This window comes from Gemmata algarum (assembly GCF_034097035.1).
GTDB lineage: Bacteria > Planctomycetota > Planctomycetia > Gemmatales > Gemmataceae > Gemmata > Gemmata algarum.
This window is the reverse complement of sequence record NZ_JAXBLV010000111.1, coordinates 15769-32022: the sequence shown is the minus strand read 5'-3', so window position 1 is coordinate 32022 and position 16254 is coordinate 15769. Positions and strand designations below refer to the sequence as shown.

The window sequence follows — 16254 nt, the reverse complement described above, 5'->3', positions numbered from 1 at the left end:
CTCCCACGGTTCGAGTTGCCAACGGGCGGTCAGCGGGTGGCCGGCGCCCGGATCGGTCGGGCGCCGGCCGGCTGCTGGGGCAACCGCGTACCGGGCCGCCAGGAGGTGCCGGCGGTGTGTAGCAGGACGGGCAGCAGCGCGAGCACCAACGCTCCGGTCGCGACCGCAGCGAGTGCGGCCTCACGCCGGGTCGGGCCGTCCGTTTCCGACCGCCCCTTGTCGTCGGACCGCATCGACTGCTGCAAGAGATCCGTCGAAACGTGCTGGACGTTCCCGTCGTGGTACTCGCCGCCGAGCCGGGTCGCGAGTTGTCGCAGCGACGACACGTCCTGGCGCGAGTTGTGCCCGTCGATGAACTTCCCGTTCGCCGTGTCGCCGACCCCGATCACGAGTACCCGTGAAACCGCCGGCGGGAGCGGCGGCATCCCGGTCGCGGCAATGGTGTCGCCGTCACTCACGACCACGAGGGTGGCAGTCCCGGCGCGCCACGGCGTGGCCATCCGGGCGGCTTCCTCAATGCCGGAGAGCAGGTCCGTTGGCCCGGCCCGGAACGCGAAGTGCATCGGCAGGTCCGTCAAAATGTTCCGCACCACTTCCGGGTCGGTCGTGCGCTCGACGACCGGTCGCGCGCCGGTGTAGCAGGCGACGACGCTGGTCCGGAACTGGGACGACTGGATGCGGGAATAGAACGACTTCATCAGCTCCGCAGAGCGCGCGCTGCGACTGACGGAACCGCCCGGCCCGGCGTCCTGGAGCCGCATGCTCGGGGACACGTCGAGCACCAGAATGATGTCGCGGGCCTCGGTCTTGGGAGACTGCTCGGTCCGGTCGTGGACCTTCGGCGGAAGCAACAACAGCGTCGTCAGCCCCCACACGAACGCGCCCGCACTCGCTGCCCGGATCACGGGTGTGATCCGGGTCCACGGTGCCGGCCGACCGGCCGGGCCGAAGGCGAGGACGGCCGCCCGACGTACCCGCCGGGCGTGGATCAGTTCCGCGATCAGCGCCAGCGCGAGCAGCGCACCGGCTGCGACTTCCGCTACCACGGCGTGTACCTCAGTCCGAAGGACGCGAAACCGGCCAATCCGGCCAGGACGAGGCCGGCGATGCAGAACGGGCGGAAGTCGTCGAGCGTGTTGGCGATCTGCTTGTCCGTTTCGGCCCGGCGCATCTCGTCGATCCGCTTGAAGACGGTGCCCAGCGCGTTCGGGTCCCCGGCGGAGAAGGATTGGCCCCCGGTCCGGTCGGTGATCAGGTCTACTGACCCGGTTCGAGCGTTCGGCTGCATGAACCGCAGGTCGTCGCCGATCACGACCGCGAACACGGTGATCCCTTCGGCCTTCAGCTCTTCGGCGATTTCGGCGTCGGCCCCGTTGCCCAGGTCGCTGCTCAGCCCGTCGGTGATCAGGACGATCATCCGGTCGCCTTCCGGCCGGTTGACGAGTACCGACTTGCACGCCCGCAGGGCTTTGCCGATGGCGGTGCCGCCGAACCACGGCGGGAGCTGGCCGGGGCGCATGAACGGGGTTGCGCAGTTGATCGCGGACACGTCCGTGGTGAGCGGGCACCAGTGAAGCACCTCGTTCCCGAAGAACGTCAGTCCGAACGCGTCGCCGTGCCGGTAGTTGGTGAACGCGGTTACGGCTTCCATCGCGCCGTCGTACCGGGTGGCCCCGCCGAACGGGGCGTTCATACTACTGGACACATCGACACAGATCTCGATGTTGGTCAGCTTCCGCTTGTCGATCGGCTCGCCGAGCCGCCGGGGGCCGGCACACAGGAGTACGGCCACGGCCACGGCCAGCGGGAGTACGGATTCCGCACACGACACCGCCACCCACCAACCGGTCCCGCGGCCGGGCGGGCCGTGGTCAACCGGCAGTACGACGCGGCGGCCTTCGCGCACCCAGACCCACACGAGCAGCAGTACGGGGACCGCCAACAGAAATAAGGCGTAGGGGTACTCAAACGTCACAACTGGCCCTCCTGCTCGGGGGCACTCAACAGCGGCCGGAACACAGTCAGCAGCTCCGAAACGTTGACGGGTGCGTCGGACGGAGGGGCGTGGAGCCACGCTTCCAGTCGGGTGACCATCGGCCCGGCCTCGGGGTGATCGCGGAGGGTGGCGTAAAGCACTGCCGGGTCTTGCTTGCGGAGGCTCAGACGCCGGACCCAGTAGACGAGTACAGCCCGTTCGAGTTCGGCGTGTTCGGCCGGGGTTGCGCTCCCCTTTGCAGCAGAGGTCAGAAGCGTGCGGAGCCGGTCGTCGAGGGTGGCCGCTGTGTTCGGGGCCGGTTTCGCGAGTGCCCGCGGCCCGCGCCGCCGGACGGTCACGAGTCCGATCAACCCCACCAGCCACAGCGCTCCTACGGTCCCAAGCGCGAGTCGGTAGCCGCCGAGGCGCGGCTCCGGGCTGTCACCAACACCGTTCAGCCGGATCTCGCCCAGCGGGCGCAGGCCGCGGATCTCGACCGGTATCGGCGGGACGGCTTGCGGCAGGGGGGAGCCGTCCGCCCGCCGGAGCGCGGTCCGGAGGTCGAACCGCCCGGGCTCGTAGCCGGTGTAGACGAGCGCGTAGCGGAACCCCTCGCGCTCGGGAGTTGTGCGGTCGATCCGGACGATCACCGGCGTTCGGCGGTCGTCCACCTTGGCGGCGAACAGCTCCGCCCCTGGGAGCCACACGTCGAGCGCTTGCGGCAGCCCCACCGTGGGTGCATCGGAGGCGTGGGCTGTACCAGTTGCGAGCCAGCAGAGTGCCAGTGCCACGGTTGCAGTAGCGGTGTGTCGTGTGGTCATCGTGCCCCCCGCCCGAGCCGGCCGCGGGTGGCAAAGAACTGCCGAACTTCGGCCACAAACGGTTGATCCGTCGGCACCGACAAGTGGTCAACGCCGGCGCGACGCAACTCCGTCGCGACAGAAGCCGGGTCGGACCAGACCCGCCGGCCGTGGCTCACCAGTCGGCGACCCGTTTCCGCCTCGCGCGCCCGAACCAGCCCGGTCCCCCGTAAGCCGACTTCGGCCGGGTCCGTCAGGTGCAGCGCCACGCACTCGTGCCGTTGCCCGAGCAGGCGCAGCGCCGGGACCGCTTCCGGGTCGTGAAAGTCGCTCAGTACGACCAAAAGTGCGCGCTCGTTCAGCCGCGGTGCCAACTCGCGGAGCCGGCGTCCGACGGCTGTCGGCTCGTCGTACCGCACCTTGCGCAACTGATGCAGCCACACCCACACCTTATCTGGCGCAAGGCTCGGTGCGATCTGGAGGTCGCGCCCCCCGCCCCCGACCAGTCCGACCGGCGAGGCCCGGTCCAGGGACGCAAGTGCGAGCCCGCCGGCGAGGTGGACCGCGACCTCGTACTTGCTGCGCCGGATCGAGGACACCGCCATTGAGGCCGACGTGTCCACCACCAAGTAGCACGGCATCCGCTTCGGGGTTTCGTACTCCTTGACGAACGCCCGGCCGGTGCGGGCGGTGATGCGCCAGTCGATGGACCGCACGGGGTCGCCCGGCTGGTACAGGCGCGACTGCACGTATTCGGTTCCCGACCCCAGGTACGGGGACCGGTCGGTCCCGTAGCCGAGGCTGTCCGCCAGTTTCCGAACCGCGATCTGAAACTGGCGCGCGTCGAGCGTGGCGGGTTCAAGCGTTCCCGTCATCGGTGGCTCCTGTCGTGCTCAGAGGAAGGTGCTCACGCCGCGGCGGCCGGTGCGCCGAGGTCGGTGAGGATCTCGTTGAGCACGCCGGCGGCGGTTCGGCCGTCGGCCAGCGCCTCGTAGCTGAGGCGGATGCGGTGCAGGAGAACGTCTTGGGCCAGGGCGAACAGGTCTTCAGGCACCACGTACCCGCGCCCGCGGACCACCGCCCGCGCGCGGGACGACTTGACCAGCGCGATGCCGGCCCGCGGGCTGGCGCCGAGCTCGATGGCGGGGTGCCGCCGGGTCAGGTTCACGACCTCCACCACGTGCCGCAGGACTGCCTCGCTGGTGTGGACGGTCGAAACCGCCTCCATGCACCGCACGAGGTCCTCGACCGTGCCGACCGCGCCGCCCCCGATGGCATCGAACTCGGTGCGGGCGGTGGCGCCGCGGTCCTCGCGCTGGACGCCGAGCGCGAGGTTGCGGCGTAGCACCTCGAACTCTTGATCCGGGGTCGGGTACTCGAGCCGGTGGCACAGCATGAACCGATCGAGTTGCGCCTCGGGCAGCTCGAACGTGCCCGCCTGCTCGACGGGGTTCTGGGTCGCGATCACCAGGAACGGCGTGGGCAGCCGGTGCGTTTCCTTGCCGATGGTCACTTTGCGCTCTTGCATCGCCTCGAGCAGCGCCGACTGGACCTTCGGGGCGGCGCGGTTGATCTCGTCCGCGAGCAGCAGGTTGGTGAAGATCGGTCCTTTAACCGTGCGGAACTGGCCGGCGCGGGCGTCCAGGATTTCCGAGCCGAGGATGTCGGACGGGAGCAAGTCGATGGTGAACTGCACGCGGGCGAAGTCCAGCGCGATCGCGCGAGACAGCGCGGAAACGAGTAGAGTTTTCGCCAGACCGGGTACGCCCTGCAAGAGCAGGTGGCCGCCCGTGAACAGCGCGATCAGCATCCGCTCCACCACGACATCCTGTCCGACGACGACGTGGGCGATGCGCTCGCGCACCTTCTGTACGAACTGTGCCGAGTCCTGGAACGCGGACGATTGCGGCTTCTGACTGTCAGTCACGTCAAGCACCTGGCGTAATGGGGAGCCTCTAACGAATCACACGGGTCGGGTTCGGGTGGTCGCTCCGTGCGCAATCGAGGACACAATTTAGCCACTTGTCGATCGTAAACTCTGTGCTGTGAACAATCTGCGACGATCACCTGCATACGGGACGAGCCAAACGGGAATCACTAACAGATGGCACCGCCCTTTGATGCTCTGGTTCCGCTTGGGATGCGGGCCTTGCTGATCGGCTGGATGGTGCCGGTTTCGGAGACCCGGATGGCGGGTTCTGAAGCGGCTGCTTTTCTTCAGGAGATTCCACGCGGCAGTTGCGACGGACAACGTCACGCCAAATTTGCGGACACGTGATCGGTCTTTTGTTCGAGGTGTGGCTCGTTGTCATTGATCGATTCGGGTACAAGTGGTATCTCCGCAAGCTGTTGTGTCACGTTACCGGTCAACTACCGTCGGCGCTGTCTCTTGTCGGAACGCCGTTTTCGTGGGCCGTGGATCGGGATTCGTGGGTAGCGATGGACCAGCGAATGACCCGCTCGGCGGCAGCGAATGTCCAGTCGCCGGCCAGTCCGATGCTACTTCGAGCCGCGTTCATCGCAACCCGTGACTGCTCCGCGCAGCCGAGAAACTCCTGCTGGGCGGCACTGACGCGGTGGTTCCGGGCCGCGCTGGCGCTCCAGCGCCGTGCAACCAAAACAGCGCGCCCGATGTCGGTGCGGTGCGCATCAGCGCACGCCCTACAGAACTGATGTCAGCGCGCGACAAGGGCGGTGTCGGTTGATGGGAGGTGAGCGGCGGGTCAGAGACCGCGGTCGGAAGGCGTGCGGCGATGAAGGGGAAGTCCACGAACGTATCGTGGACTTCATTGATGAGGGTTGGTCCGAAGTGAAGGGTGCTATCGCGCCACGAAGAATCCGGCGCCGAACGCGAGTGCCATCAGCACGACTGCGGCGCAGGTCAGCAGGGTCGCTTGCTGCGGACTCAGCACGATCATCCGCGGGCCGGTTCTGTGGCTTGTGGCGGCTCGGTCCGAAACCGCGGGTAAGCTCTCGTCATCTTCGCGTGATGCCGAACTGTTCCCGAACAGTTGCTCAAAATCGTTCTCAAACAGCGGCTGCTCGGCCGCAGGCGCGGCAGGCGCGACGGGTGCAGGTTTCGCCGCCCGGGGCACGGCAGGGGCCGCACGCGGCGGTTCGACGCGCGGCGGTTCCAGCACCTGAACCTGCGCGGCCGGCTCAGTTAGCCGCTCCGTCACGTTTCCGAGCAACTGGTCAACATCGTCGAGGTCGAGTCGCTCGGTTTTCCCGCCGCGCTGGATCGGTTCGGGAACCATGACGACGGCGCTACAGTGCGGGCACGTCGTTTCGGTTCCGGCTTTGCGGGTTGCGATGCCGAGGAGGCGGTTACAGTAGCCACAGCGGAACCGAATAGGCATTCGTGCGTCTCCGACCAACGGCGGCGGGGTGGGTGAGTTGAAACACAGTATACCCGGAGGCTCGAACCGCCGCTCCTGACTTCCGTCGTCCCGTTACAGGCGGAAACTTGATCGGCGGCCCGTCACCGGCGACAATGAAACACCCGCCCCACGCCCCCTGTTGGGTGAATTTAATGATTGCACGCACCATGCGCTTCGTTCTTTCGGCGGTCCTGCTTGTGGGGGCCTGTGGGCTCGGGTCCGCAGCAGACGTTGTCATCCTCAAAGACGGGTTCATCATCCAGGGCACCGTCCGGAAGGAGTCCGAGCCCGTTTTCGATAAAGCTTCCGGCACGACCGTTCGCATCGTCAAGGCGAACGGCCTCGACATGATCGACGAGGGGCCGAAGGTCACCATCTTCAGCACGCACGCCAAACAGCTCGGCGAGATCAGCCCGGACATCAAGATCCGGCCGGATTACAAGGCGTACACCACCCAGTTCCCGGGACGTAAGTCCGACCAGCCGATCAGCAGCATCGCCGCGATCGTCAAGACCGGCGAGTTCAACGCGAAGTGGGTCCGCACGATCAACGTGAAGGAGACGACGGGAGGGGCCAACGTGGTGGACCACCAGATCACGTACATGGACCCCTATTACATCTACATCGTGTCGGCCACGCACAGGTGGCGCGGCACGTATCGGACTACCGAATGGGATCCGAAGACCGTTCGCAAGCTGCTCTCAACGCACCCCGAACTCGCCGAACCGGACGGTAAGTGCGACCCGCTCAAGCGCGTCGCGATCGGGAAATTCATGCTCGACGCGGGGTGGCTCCAGTCCGCCAAGGACGAGATGGATCGGCTGCGGAAGGACTTCACCGGCGAGATGAACAAGGAGGCGAAGGCCGCGCACGAGAAGCTGCTCAAGGAGATCGATCAGGCGGTCGCCGAACTGGTGGTGCGCGAGGCGGAACTCGCACTGGCGGCGGGGCGTTATAAGTACACGGCCGAGGTTCTCGCGGTTTTCCCCGAGAAGAACGCCGAACCGAAGCAGGTGGCGCGGGCGGCCAAGGTGGGGGCGGATCTCAAGACCGGCCAGGAGCGGTACACCGCCGCCCGCCGGCTGCTCGGAGCGCTGATCGAGACCGTTTCCGGCGCCCGCGGCGCGGTGCCCTTCGTTGCCGCGGGGGGCGGCGGGGCGATGGCGGCGTGGGCGCCTCCAAAGGAGGTGTCGGCGGAGTCGCTCGCGCTGGTGGACGCTGCCCGGTACGTGTTCGCGGAACTGCACCCCGATTCGGCCCTTCGGATCGAGACGTTTGTGACCCTTGCCGCTCAGGCCGAGCGCGAGCGGGCCGCGAACAAGGAGCCGACGAAGACGCCGAACGAACTGCTCGCGACCGCCATCAGCGGGTGGGTCACCGGGCGCAACGGCGCCAACCCCAACACCGAAATCGCTCTGAAAATCTGGGCGGCGCGCGACCTGATCCTCGCGCACCAGCGCGGCGACACCGTCGCCGGCCGGAACGAGCTGTTGAAGCAGTTCAAGAAGAACATGGTTCTGGAGCCGCAACAGCTCGCGCAGATCATTTCGCTGTTCCCCCCGGTCGATCCCGAGGATCTGGCGAACCGGTCCGGTAAGGCGGTCGAACTCGGGAAGGGCGGGCCGACCGGCGTGTACCGCCGCAAGTCGGCCCCGGTGAGCGGGTACCCCACCGGGATCGATTACCTCGTCAAGTTGCCGCCCGAGTACCACCACGGCCGCGCGTACCCGATCATCATCGCGCTGACGGCGCCGGGCATCGACGCGGAGCAGGTGCTCGCGCCGCTCATGACTGAGGCCGACAAAAACGGGTACATCGTGATCGCCCCGGAGTGGGTGAGCCACTTTGAGAAGACCGGCTGGCAGTGGCGTGGCGAGGACCACGTCCTGGTGACCGCGACCCTGCGCGACGCGGTCCGTCACTTCACCGTTGATAACGACCGGGTGTTCATGCTGGGGGTCGGGGACGGGGGGAACATGGCGATGGATATTGGCACGTCCCACCCGGACCTCTTCGCCGGTGTGATCCCGATCGCGCCGATCCCGAAGTGGCAGGGGCAGTTCATCGAGTCGTGGCGCAACGCCCAGAAGCTGCCGTTCTACGTGGTCACCGGCGAGATGGCGGGGCAGTCCGTCACCGCCATGCGGAACATCTTCGAGCCCTGGACGCGCCACGGGTTCCCGGCGGTGATGAGCGTGTACAAGGGGCGGGCGGTGGAGTGGTACTCGGCCGAAGCGCCGGTCATGTTCGACTGGATGAGCCGCAAGAAGCGGATCAACGGGGCGGCCACCCTCGCCCTCGGCACCTATCGACAGCCGTGGGTGATGCTCCGCGAGAGTGACAGCCGCTTCTACTGGCTCCAGGCGGACAAGGCGAACCCGGGGCAGTCCGGCGGCGCGGTCGTGGCGGCAACGATTCAGGGGGACATCCGCGGCAACAACCTGCTCGATCTCAAGACGTTCCGGGTGCAGCGCCTGTCGGTCTGGCTCGGCGCGGACATGATCGACTGGGCGAAGCCGGTGCGGGTGCAGCTCAACGGGCGGACCCCGGAGGGCTGGAACAAGCCGAAGGCGATCGAGCCGGACGTGGAGGTGCTGCTCGAAGACTACTTCCAGCGCGGGGACCGGCGGATGCTGTTCCTCAACAAGATCGAACTGACCGGCACCCCGTAACGTTATCCGTACCTGTCTCCGTCTCGGTGTTCTATAGCCGTCCTCTGTGAGGCCGGTGCGACACCACCTGTATCGCACCGGCCTCACAGAGGACGGCTACAGAAGAAGCTTACTCTTCAACCGAATTCGGTGCCGATCGCACGAGCCGGCACGAGCTAGCCGGCTTCCTTCTCGTTCTCCGTGTCGCCGAACGCGGCCTTAAACGCCTTTAAGTGTTGCTTCAGGAGCGGTTTGAGCTTTGCGGGAGCGAACTGGTTCGCGGTAGCGAACCACACCTTCAGCACCTCGCTCCCGTCGGCGCGATCGCCCTCGACCAGGGCTTCGCGGCCCACCCCATCGAATTGCGCCGGCTTCGCCACACCACGGCGGCCGGTGAACCACACCTCGAGGGCGTCGGTTTCCTTCGTTTTGAGCCGCGCCCAGAACCGTGACGCCCCGGCGGGCCGCACCGTCACGGCGTCGCGGGTGTCCCATTTGAACTCCAGGGCCGGGTCGAGTTCCCGGAGCAGGTCCAGGAGTTTCGGTAGCACTGCTCGGTCCCACTTGGCGCCCCGGCCGGGCGGGAACCCCTTGTCGCCGAGGTGCCACTTCTCCCCGTCCTTCTTCCAGGGCATGTTGGCTTCGATGCCACCGGCTCCCGACTCGTTCAAGCCCTGAACGAGTTCCACGGCCTTCTTGAGGAACTCGCGGAACGCGGGCGTATCGATCTCCGCCTTCTTGTGAACGGTGATCGTGACCGTCTGCCAGCCGGTCGTGTTCTGCACCTCGACGCGGTTGGCGTCGCGGGAGTACCCTTCGAGCCCCGGCGTGTCAGACAGGGGCGGGATCGCGAGTTTCGCCGCGAGCTGGTCCTGTTTGAACGGGCGCCCCGGGAGCGGGAACACGAGTTTCATGTACGCCTCGTGCCCGGTCATCGCGTGGAGGAACCAGCCGTCGGCTTTCCGCGGCGCGGGGATCTCCACGACGCTGCGGTGGTTCCACTTCGTTTCGGGGAACGTGCCGGACTCGTGGATCAGGTCGATGACCCAAGAGAGCGCGGCGCCCTCCCACTTGACGGGCTTACCGGTGGTGGTGACGCGGTCGCGGGTATGCCACCCCGGGCCGTCGGCCTCCCAGGGGAGCTTCTGCTCTTTGCCCACGTCCGCGATGTCGAGATCGCCGGCACGCTCCGCGAGTGCCGCGCGGGGATCGAACTTCGGGCGCGCCGCGAACGGCCCCGCGGCGATCACGTCCTTGAGGATGCGCCCGGTGTGCGTCGGTGCGCCGGCGGCGAACTGGGCCACCACCTCTTCCGGGGTGCCCGCGGCGACGACGCGCCCACCGCCGCCGCCCGCCTCCGGACCCATGTCGATGACCCAGTCCGCGGACTTGATGACATCGACGTTGTGCTCGACCGTGATGACGGTGTTCCCCAGATCGACCAGGCGCTGAAGCACTTCGAGCAGCTTCCGCACGTCGTCGAAGTGCAGCCCGGTGGTGGGCTCGTCGAGCAGGTAGAGCGTCTTGCCGGTGCTGGGGCGGGCCAGCTCCGCGGCGAGCTTCACGCGCTGCGCTTCGCCCCCGGACATGGTCGGCGCCGACTGGCCGAGTGACATGTACCCGAGGCCGACGTCTTCGAGCGTTTGCAGCACGACGCGGATCTTCGGGATGTTGTGGAACAGGGCGAGCGCCTCGCTGACGCGCATGGCGAGCACGTCGGCGATGCTCTTGCCGTGGTACCGCACCGCGAGCGTTTCCGGGTTGTAGCGGGTGCCGTTACAGGTGTCGCACTCCACCCACACGTCGGGGAGGAAGTGCATCTCGATCACCTTCTGCCCCATCCCTTCGCACGCCTCGCACCGGCCGCCCTTCTGGTTGAAGGAGAACCGCCGCGGGTGGTACCCGCGGACCTTCGACTCGGGGAGCCGGGCGAACAGCTCGCGGATCAGGTCGAACACGCCGGTATAGGTCGCCGGGTTGCTCGACGGCGAGTTCCCGATGGGGTCCTGGTCGACGTTGATGATCTTGTCGATGTGTTCGAGGCCGACGATGTCGTCGTGCGCCGCCCCGGCGGTGCGAGCGCGGTGCAGCTTGCGCGCGAGGGTGTTGTAGAGCACCTCGTTCACCAGCGACGACTTCCCGGACCCGCTCACGCCGGTCACCGCCACCAGCGCCCCGAGCGGGATGTGAACGTCTACGTTCTGGAGGTTGTGCTGGCGGGCGCCGAGGATGCTGAGGGTGACCCCGTGCGGCGACCGCGCGGCGACGGTCTCCGACCCACCCCCAACCCCTCCCTGAAGGGAGGGGAGTAGATCCACAACCGCACCCAGCGCGCCGGATTCGCGACTCGATTCCGACGTGCCTTTGCTCCCCCTCCTTGCAGGGAGGGGGCTGGGGGGTGGGTTGCCTTCCCCCGCCGTGCGCCGGTTCGTCGGAACCGGTATGGCGAGCTTTCCGCTCAGGTACTTCCCCGTGAGCGATTCTGCGGCCTTTGCAACCTGCTTCGGTGCGCCACTGGCGGTGATCTCGCCGCCGTGGTCACCAGCCCCCGGGCCGAAATCGAGCAGGTGATCGGCCGCCGCGATCACCTCGCGGTCGTGTTCGACCACGACCAGCGTGTTGCCAAGGTCGCGCAGCCGGTGCAGTGCCTGAAGGAGCTGCTCGTTGTCGCGCGGGTGCAGCCCAATGGTCGGCTCGTCGAGGACGTACAGAACGCCCGTCAGCCCGCTGCCGATCTGCGACGCCAGCCGGATGCGCTGGGCCTCGCCGCCGGAGAGGGTCGGCCCCTGCCGGCCGAGCGTAAGGTAGTCCAGGCCCACGTCCACCATGAACTTGAGGCGCGAGCTGACCTCGCGGAGCACCTCGCCCGCGACCTTGCGGTCGGTCTTCGAGAGCGTGAGCGAGTCGAACAGCGCGAGCGTGTCGCCGAGCGGCTTCGCGCACATCTCGCCGATGGTGAGGTTCGCGAACCGGGTCGCCGCGGCGTCGGCCCGGATGCGTGCGCCGCGACAGGCGGAGCAGGGCACCTCATCCACCAAGTGGTCGAGGCGCTGCCGGTACACCCAGGACACCCGCGACGCCTCGTCCACCGCCGGGAACAGGCCCTTGTACTGAAACTTGGCGAGCGGGGGGGCTTCCGAGTGTTTCGCGCGGGACGCGGCCTTGGCCTTCGTCGCCTCAGGGGGCTTACGCCCCCCGCTCGCCTCGAACGCGATCCAGTCGTCGCCAGTGCCGTGCAGCACAGCGCGCTGGTGCGCGGGGTCGAGTTTCGCGAACGGGGTGTCGAGCGAAAACCCGACGTGCTTCGCCAGCGCCTCCGCGAACGGCAGCCACGGGGAGCCCGTTCCGAGGTCCGGCCAAGCGGTGACCGCCCCCCCGCGGAGCGAGAGGCGCGTGTCGCCGAGGAGCAGGTTGGCGTTGGCGCCGCGCTGGAACCCGAGCCCCTCGCACGTCGGGCACCAGCCGAGCGGGCTGTTGAACGAGTAGTTGTGCGGGTTCAGGTGCTCGAAGCTCAGGTTGCAGTGCTCGCACGCGAGGTGCTGCGAGTACTTCTCCACCCGCCACTTCGTTTCGTCGGTGTCGGCCTCGACGTAGGCGATGTGCATCACCCCGCGGCCCAGGTCGAGCGACTGCTCCACGGCCTCCGCGATGCGGGTGCGGGTGCCGGGCTTCACGACGTTCCGGTCCACGACCACTTCGACGTTGTGCTTGCGGCGGTGGTCGATCTGCGGTGGCTCGTCGATCGTGTAGCTCTTCCCGTTCACGCGCATCCGCGTGAAGCCGGCCCGGCGGATCTCCTCGAACAGGCCGTCGTACTTCTCCTGCCCCTTGCGCTCGAGCGGCGCCATGATGTAGAGCTTGGTCCCCTCGGGCAGCGACAGCACCTTGTCAACGATCTCGTCGGCGGTCTGGGTGCCGACCGGCCGCGCGCAACTCGGGCAGTGCCGCTGGCCCAGGCGCGCGTACAGGATGCGGAGGTAGTCGTAGATCTCGGTGACCGTGCCGACGGTGCTGCGCGGGCTCTTGCTCGTGGTCTTCTGTTCGATGCTGATGGCCGGTGAGAGCCCCGTCACCTGTTCCACGCGGGGCTTCTGCACCTGCCCGAGGAACTGCCGGGCGTAGCTGGAGAGCGATTCGACGTAGCGACGCTGGCCTTCAGCGTAGATCGTGTCCAGCGCGAGCGACGACTTCCCGGACCCGCTCGGCCCGCAGAACACCGACATCTTCTCGCGCGGCAGCTTGGCCGACACGTTTTTCAGGTTGTGCTGGCAAGCCCCTTCGACGCAGAGGTGCGTGATGAACTGTGCGGGTTCCGGTTGTTCCGCCTTTGCCTTCTTCAGTTGCCCACGTGCCGCGGAGCGGGCGGTCGCGGTGCGGCGTGCGTTGGGGGTGAGGATCGGCGCGAGCGCCTGGCCGGTGAACGAGCCCTTGTGTTTGGCGACCTGCTCGGGCGTGCCCGCGACGACCACCCGGCCGCCGCCGCTGCCGCCCTCCGGCCCCATGTCGATGACCCAGTCGGCGGTCTTCACCACGTCGAGGTCGTGTTCGATCACGAGCACCGTGTTGCCCTGGTCCGCGAACCCGTGGAGCACCTCCAGCAATTTGCGCACGTCCTCGAAGTGCAGCCCCGTCGTCGGTTCGTCGAGGATGTAGAGCGTCTTCCCCGTGCTGCGCCGGACGAGTTCTTTCGCCAGCTTGATCCGCTGCGCCTCGCCGCCGGAGAGAGTCGGGGAGGGCTGGCCGAGTTTGATGTAGTCGAGCCCCACGTCGTGGAGCGTTTTTACCATCTGGTGGACCTTCGGCACGTGCTCGAAGTGCGCGAGCGCCTCGGCCACCTCCATTTCGAGTACGTCCTGAATCGTCTTCCCGCGGTACTTCACCTGGAGCGTTTCGCGGTTGAACCGGCGGCCCTCGCAGACGGGGCACTGCACCCACACGTCCGCGAGGAAGTCCATCTCGAGCTTGTTGGCGCCGTTCCCCTCGCACGCCTCGCACCGCCCGCCGGGGCGGTTGAAGCTGAACCGCGACGGCGTGTAGCCGCGCACCTTGGCGTCGGACATCTCGGCGTAAAGCGCGCGGATCTCGTCCCAGAGCTTGATGTACGTCGCGGGGTTCGAGCGCGGGGTGCGGCCGATCGGCGTCTGGTCGATGTCGATCACCTTATCGAGCTGCTCGGCGCCCTCGATCCGGCCCCGCGCCGCGCGCTCGACCACCTCGCCCGCTTCTTCTTCGGTCTCTTCCTCGGCGTCGCCGCTTCCGGTCAGGGCGCTCGACAGCCCGGTGCGCAGAACGTCGTTGATGAGCGACGACTTCCCGGACCCGCTCACACCGGTGATGCACACGAACAGCCCGAGCGGCACCTCCGCCGTCACGTCCTTGAGGTTGTTGTGGGTCGCGCCGACGATGCGCAGCACCTTCCCGCTCGGCTCCCGGCGCTTCTCCGGGATGGCGATTTGTTTCTTGCCCGTAAGGTATTGCGCCGTGAGGCTGCGCGGCTCGGCGAACACCTCCGCGGGAGTGCCGGCGGCGACCACTTCGCCCCCGCGGACGCCGGGACCGGGGCCGAAGTCCACGAGGTAATCGGCGGCCCGCATCGTGTCCTCGTCGTGTTCGACGACGAGCACGGTGTTGCCCATGTCGCGGAGCCGCTCGATGCTCGCGAGCAGCCGGGCGTTGTCGCGCGGGTGCAGCCCGATGCTCGGTTCGTCGAGCACGTACAGCACCCCGACCAGCCCGCTACCGATCTGCGACGCCAGCCGGATGCGCTGGGCCTCGCCGCCGGAGAGCGTGGGGGCGGAACGGTCGAGGGTGAGGTAGTGCAGCCCGACGTTGAGGAGGAAGCCGAGCCGGGCGCGGATCTCCTTGAGTAACTCTCCCGCGACCACTTTCGAGACCGGCGGGATGTTCTTTTCGTACTCGTTGAACCACGGCACGAGGTCGCCGATGGGTGTGCGCCCCACTTCGACTAGTGTCTTGCCGCCGACGCGCACCGCGCGGGCTTGTGGGTTCAGGCGCTGACCGTCGCACGCGGGGCAGTGGACCCGGCTCATGTACTTTTCGAGCTGCGCGCGCCGCGGCCCGGCGGCCGTCTTCTTGAACTGCGCCACGAGCTGCGGGACGATCCCCTCCCACTTCCCGCCGTGCTTCCACACCTTCCCGCCGCGCTGCTTCCACTCCCACACGATGTGCGCGTCGCCGCTGCCGTTGAGCAGCTGGTCCTGGTGTTCGGCGCTCAGCTTGTTCCACGGGGTCTTCAGGTCAACCCCGAGTGACTTCGCGACGCCGTCGTAGATGTGCTTGCGCCAGCGCCCCATTCCCTTGAGCGCGCCGACGAGAGGGATCGCTCCCTGGTACAGGCTAAGGGACGGGTCCGGAACGAGGAGTTCGGGAGCGAAGGTGTACTGCGTCCCGAGCCCGTCGCACGCGGGGCACATCCCGTGCGGGTTGTTGAAGCTGAAGAGCTGTGGCGTCGGCGGCTCGTAGCTGATGTTGCAGTGCGTGCAGGCGTAATGCGCCGAAAGCAGGATGTCCGCGCCCCGTGCGTGCGGCACGTCCCCCGCTGCCTCTTCTGCGTCTTCTTCCTCGCGCGGCGCCGCCTCGGGCTCGACGGCGATAATCAGGTTCCCTTCGGCGAGCCCGAGCGCCTGCTCGACCGCCTCCGCGACGCGGACGCGGTTCCGGGCGTCCGCCTTGAGGCGGTCCACCACGATCTCGATGGTGTGCTTGATGCGCTTGTCGAGTTTGAGGTCGTCGGTCAGTTTTACGACCTGGCCGTCCACGCGGGCGCGAACGTACCCGCGCTTCACCATGTCGGCGAAGAAGTCCTTGAACTCGCCCTTTTGCCCTCGCACCACCGGCGCGAGCAACTGGAACCGCGTGCCTTCCGGCAGTGCGAGGATGCGGCCGATGATCTGCTCGCGGGTCTGCGCGGTGATGGGGCGCTGGCACTTCGGGCAGTGCCCTTGCCCCAGCCGGGCGTACAACACCCGGAGGAAGTCGCTGACCTCGGTGATTGTGCCGACGGTGCTGCGCGGGTTCCGCCCCGCGGTTTTTTGCTGGATGCTGACTGACGGCGACAGCCCGCCGATGTAGTCCACGTCCGGCTTGGGGAGCTGCCCCAAGAACTGGCGGGCGTAACTGGAGAGCGACTCGACGTAGCGGCGCTGCCCCTCGGCGTAGATCGTGTCGAACGCAAGCGACGACTTTCCCGACCCGCTGACGCCGGTGAAAACGATCAGCTTGTTCCGTGGCAGCTCGAGGTCCACGCCGCGGAGGTTGTGCTCCCGAGCGCCGCGCACGACAATGCTCTTGCTGTCCTGCATGAGTCGAGGCTCCTCCGTGAGGGAGTGTGTAACCGTTTGACGACCGCGGCCGGCGTGGAAGGGTACAGATGGTTAGTATACGCGCGGCAACTGGGCGAGAATAGGCAGACCCGGTTGGGATCCGTC

At 67.5% G+C, this 16254-nt stretch carries 9 protein-coding genes; 2 read left to right on the top strand and 7 right to left on the bottom strand.

The genetic code is table 11. The annotated features are described in order from the left end of the window. Positions 1–29: 29 nt before the first annotated feature. Genes R5W23_RS10635 through R5W23_RS10615 form a run of 5 tightly spaced genes read right to left on the bottom strand, consistent with a single transcriptional unit; the run spans position 30 to position 4711 of the window. Positions 30–1046, bottom strand: coding sequence for a VWA domain-containing protein (locus R5W23_RS10635; protein ID WP_320686308.1), 1017 nt, complete (start codon positions 1044–1046; stop codon positions 30–32). After that, positions 1040–1975 carry a vWA domain-containing protein gene (locus tag R5W23_RS10630; RefSeq protein WP_320686307.1) on the bottom strand — a complete coding sequence of 312 codons (936 nt, stop codon included), beginning with the start codon at positions 1973–1975 and terminating at the stop codon, positions 1040–1042. The genes R5W23_RS10635 and R5W23_RS10630 overlap by 7 nt, the downstream gene beginning before the upstream one ends. Beyond that, positions 1972–2796 (bottom strand): hypothetical protein, encoded by an 825-nt coding sequence (locus R5W23_RS10625; RefSeq protein WP_320686306.1) that lies wholly within the window; start codon positions 2794–2796, stop codon positions 1972–1974. Before R5W23_RS10625 ends, R5W23_RS10630 begins: the two co-directional genes overlap by 4 nt. Next, positions 2793–3650 (bottom strand): DUF58 domain-containing protein, encoded by an 858-nt coding sequence (locus R5W23_RS10620; protein WP_320686305.1) that lies wholly within the window; start codon positions 3648–3650, stop codon positions 2793–2795. The genes R5W23_RS10625 and R5W23_RS10620 overlap by 4 nt, the downstream gene beginning before the upstream one ends. Positions 3651–3682: 32 nt before the next feature. Continuing rightward, positions 3683–4711, bottom strand: a complete 1029-nt coding sequence (locus R5W23_RS10615) for an AAA family ATPase (protein ID WP_407936113.1) — start codon at positions 4709–4711, stop codon at positions 3683–3685. A 168-nt stretch (positions 4712–4879) separates the two neighbouring features. Between R5W23_RS10615 and R5W23_RS10610 the strand changes: the two genes are divergently transcribed. Continuing rightward, complete coding sequence (locus R5W23_RS10610) at positions 4880–5053, top strand: hypothetical protein (RefSeq protein ID WP_320686303.1); 174 nt, start codon at positions 4880–4882, stop codon at positions 5051–5053. A 541-nt stretch (positions 5054–5594) separates the two neighbouring features. Here the strand turns inward: R5W23_RS10610 and R5W23_RS10605 are convergent. Then, positions 5595–6134 (bottom strand): hypothetical protein, encoded by a 540-nt coding sequence (locus tag R5W23_RS10605; protein ID WP_320686302.1) that lies wholly within the window; start codon positions 6132–6134, stop codon positions 5595–5597. Between the two features lie 188 nt (positions 6135–6322). Between R5W23_RS10605 and R5W23_RS10600 the strand changes: the two genes are divergently transcribed. Continuing rightward, positions 6323–8827, top strand: coding sequence for a carboxylesterase family protein (locus R5W23_RS10600; protein WP_320686301.1), 2505 nt, complete (start codon positions 6323–6325; stop codon positions 8825–8827). A 155-nt stretch (positions 8828–8982) separates the two neighbouring features. Here R5W23_RS10600 and uvrA read toward each other — a convergent pair whose 3' ends face one another. Further along, positions 8983–16128, bottom strand: coding sequence for an excinuclease ABC subunit UvrA (uvrA, locus tag R5W23_RS10595; protein WP_320686300.1), 7146 nt, complete (start codon positions 16126–16128; stop codon positions 8983–8985). Positions 16129–16254 lie beyond the last annotated feature (126 nt).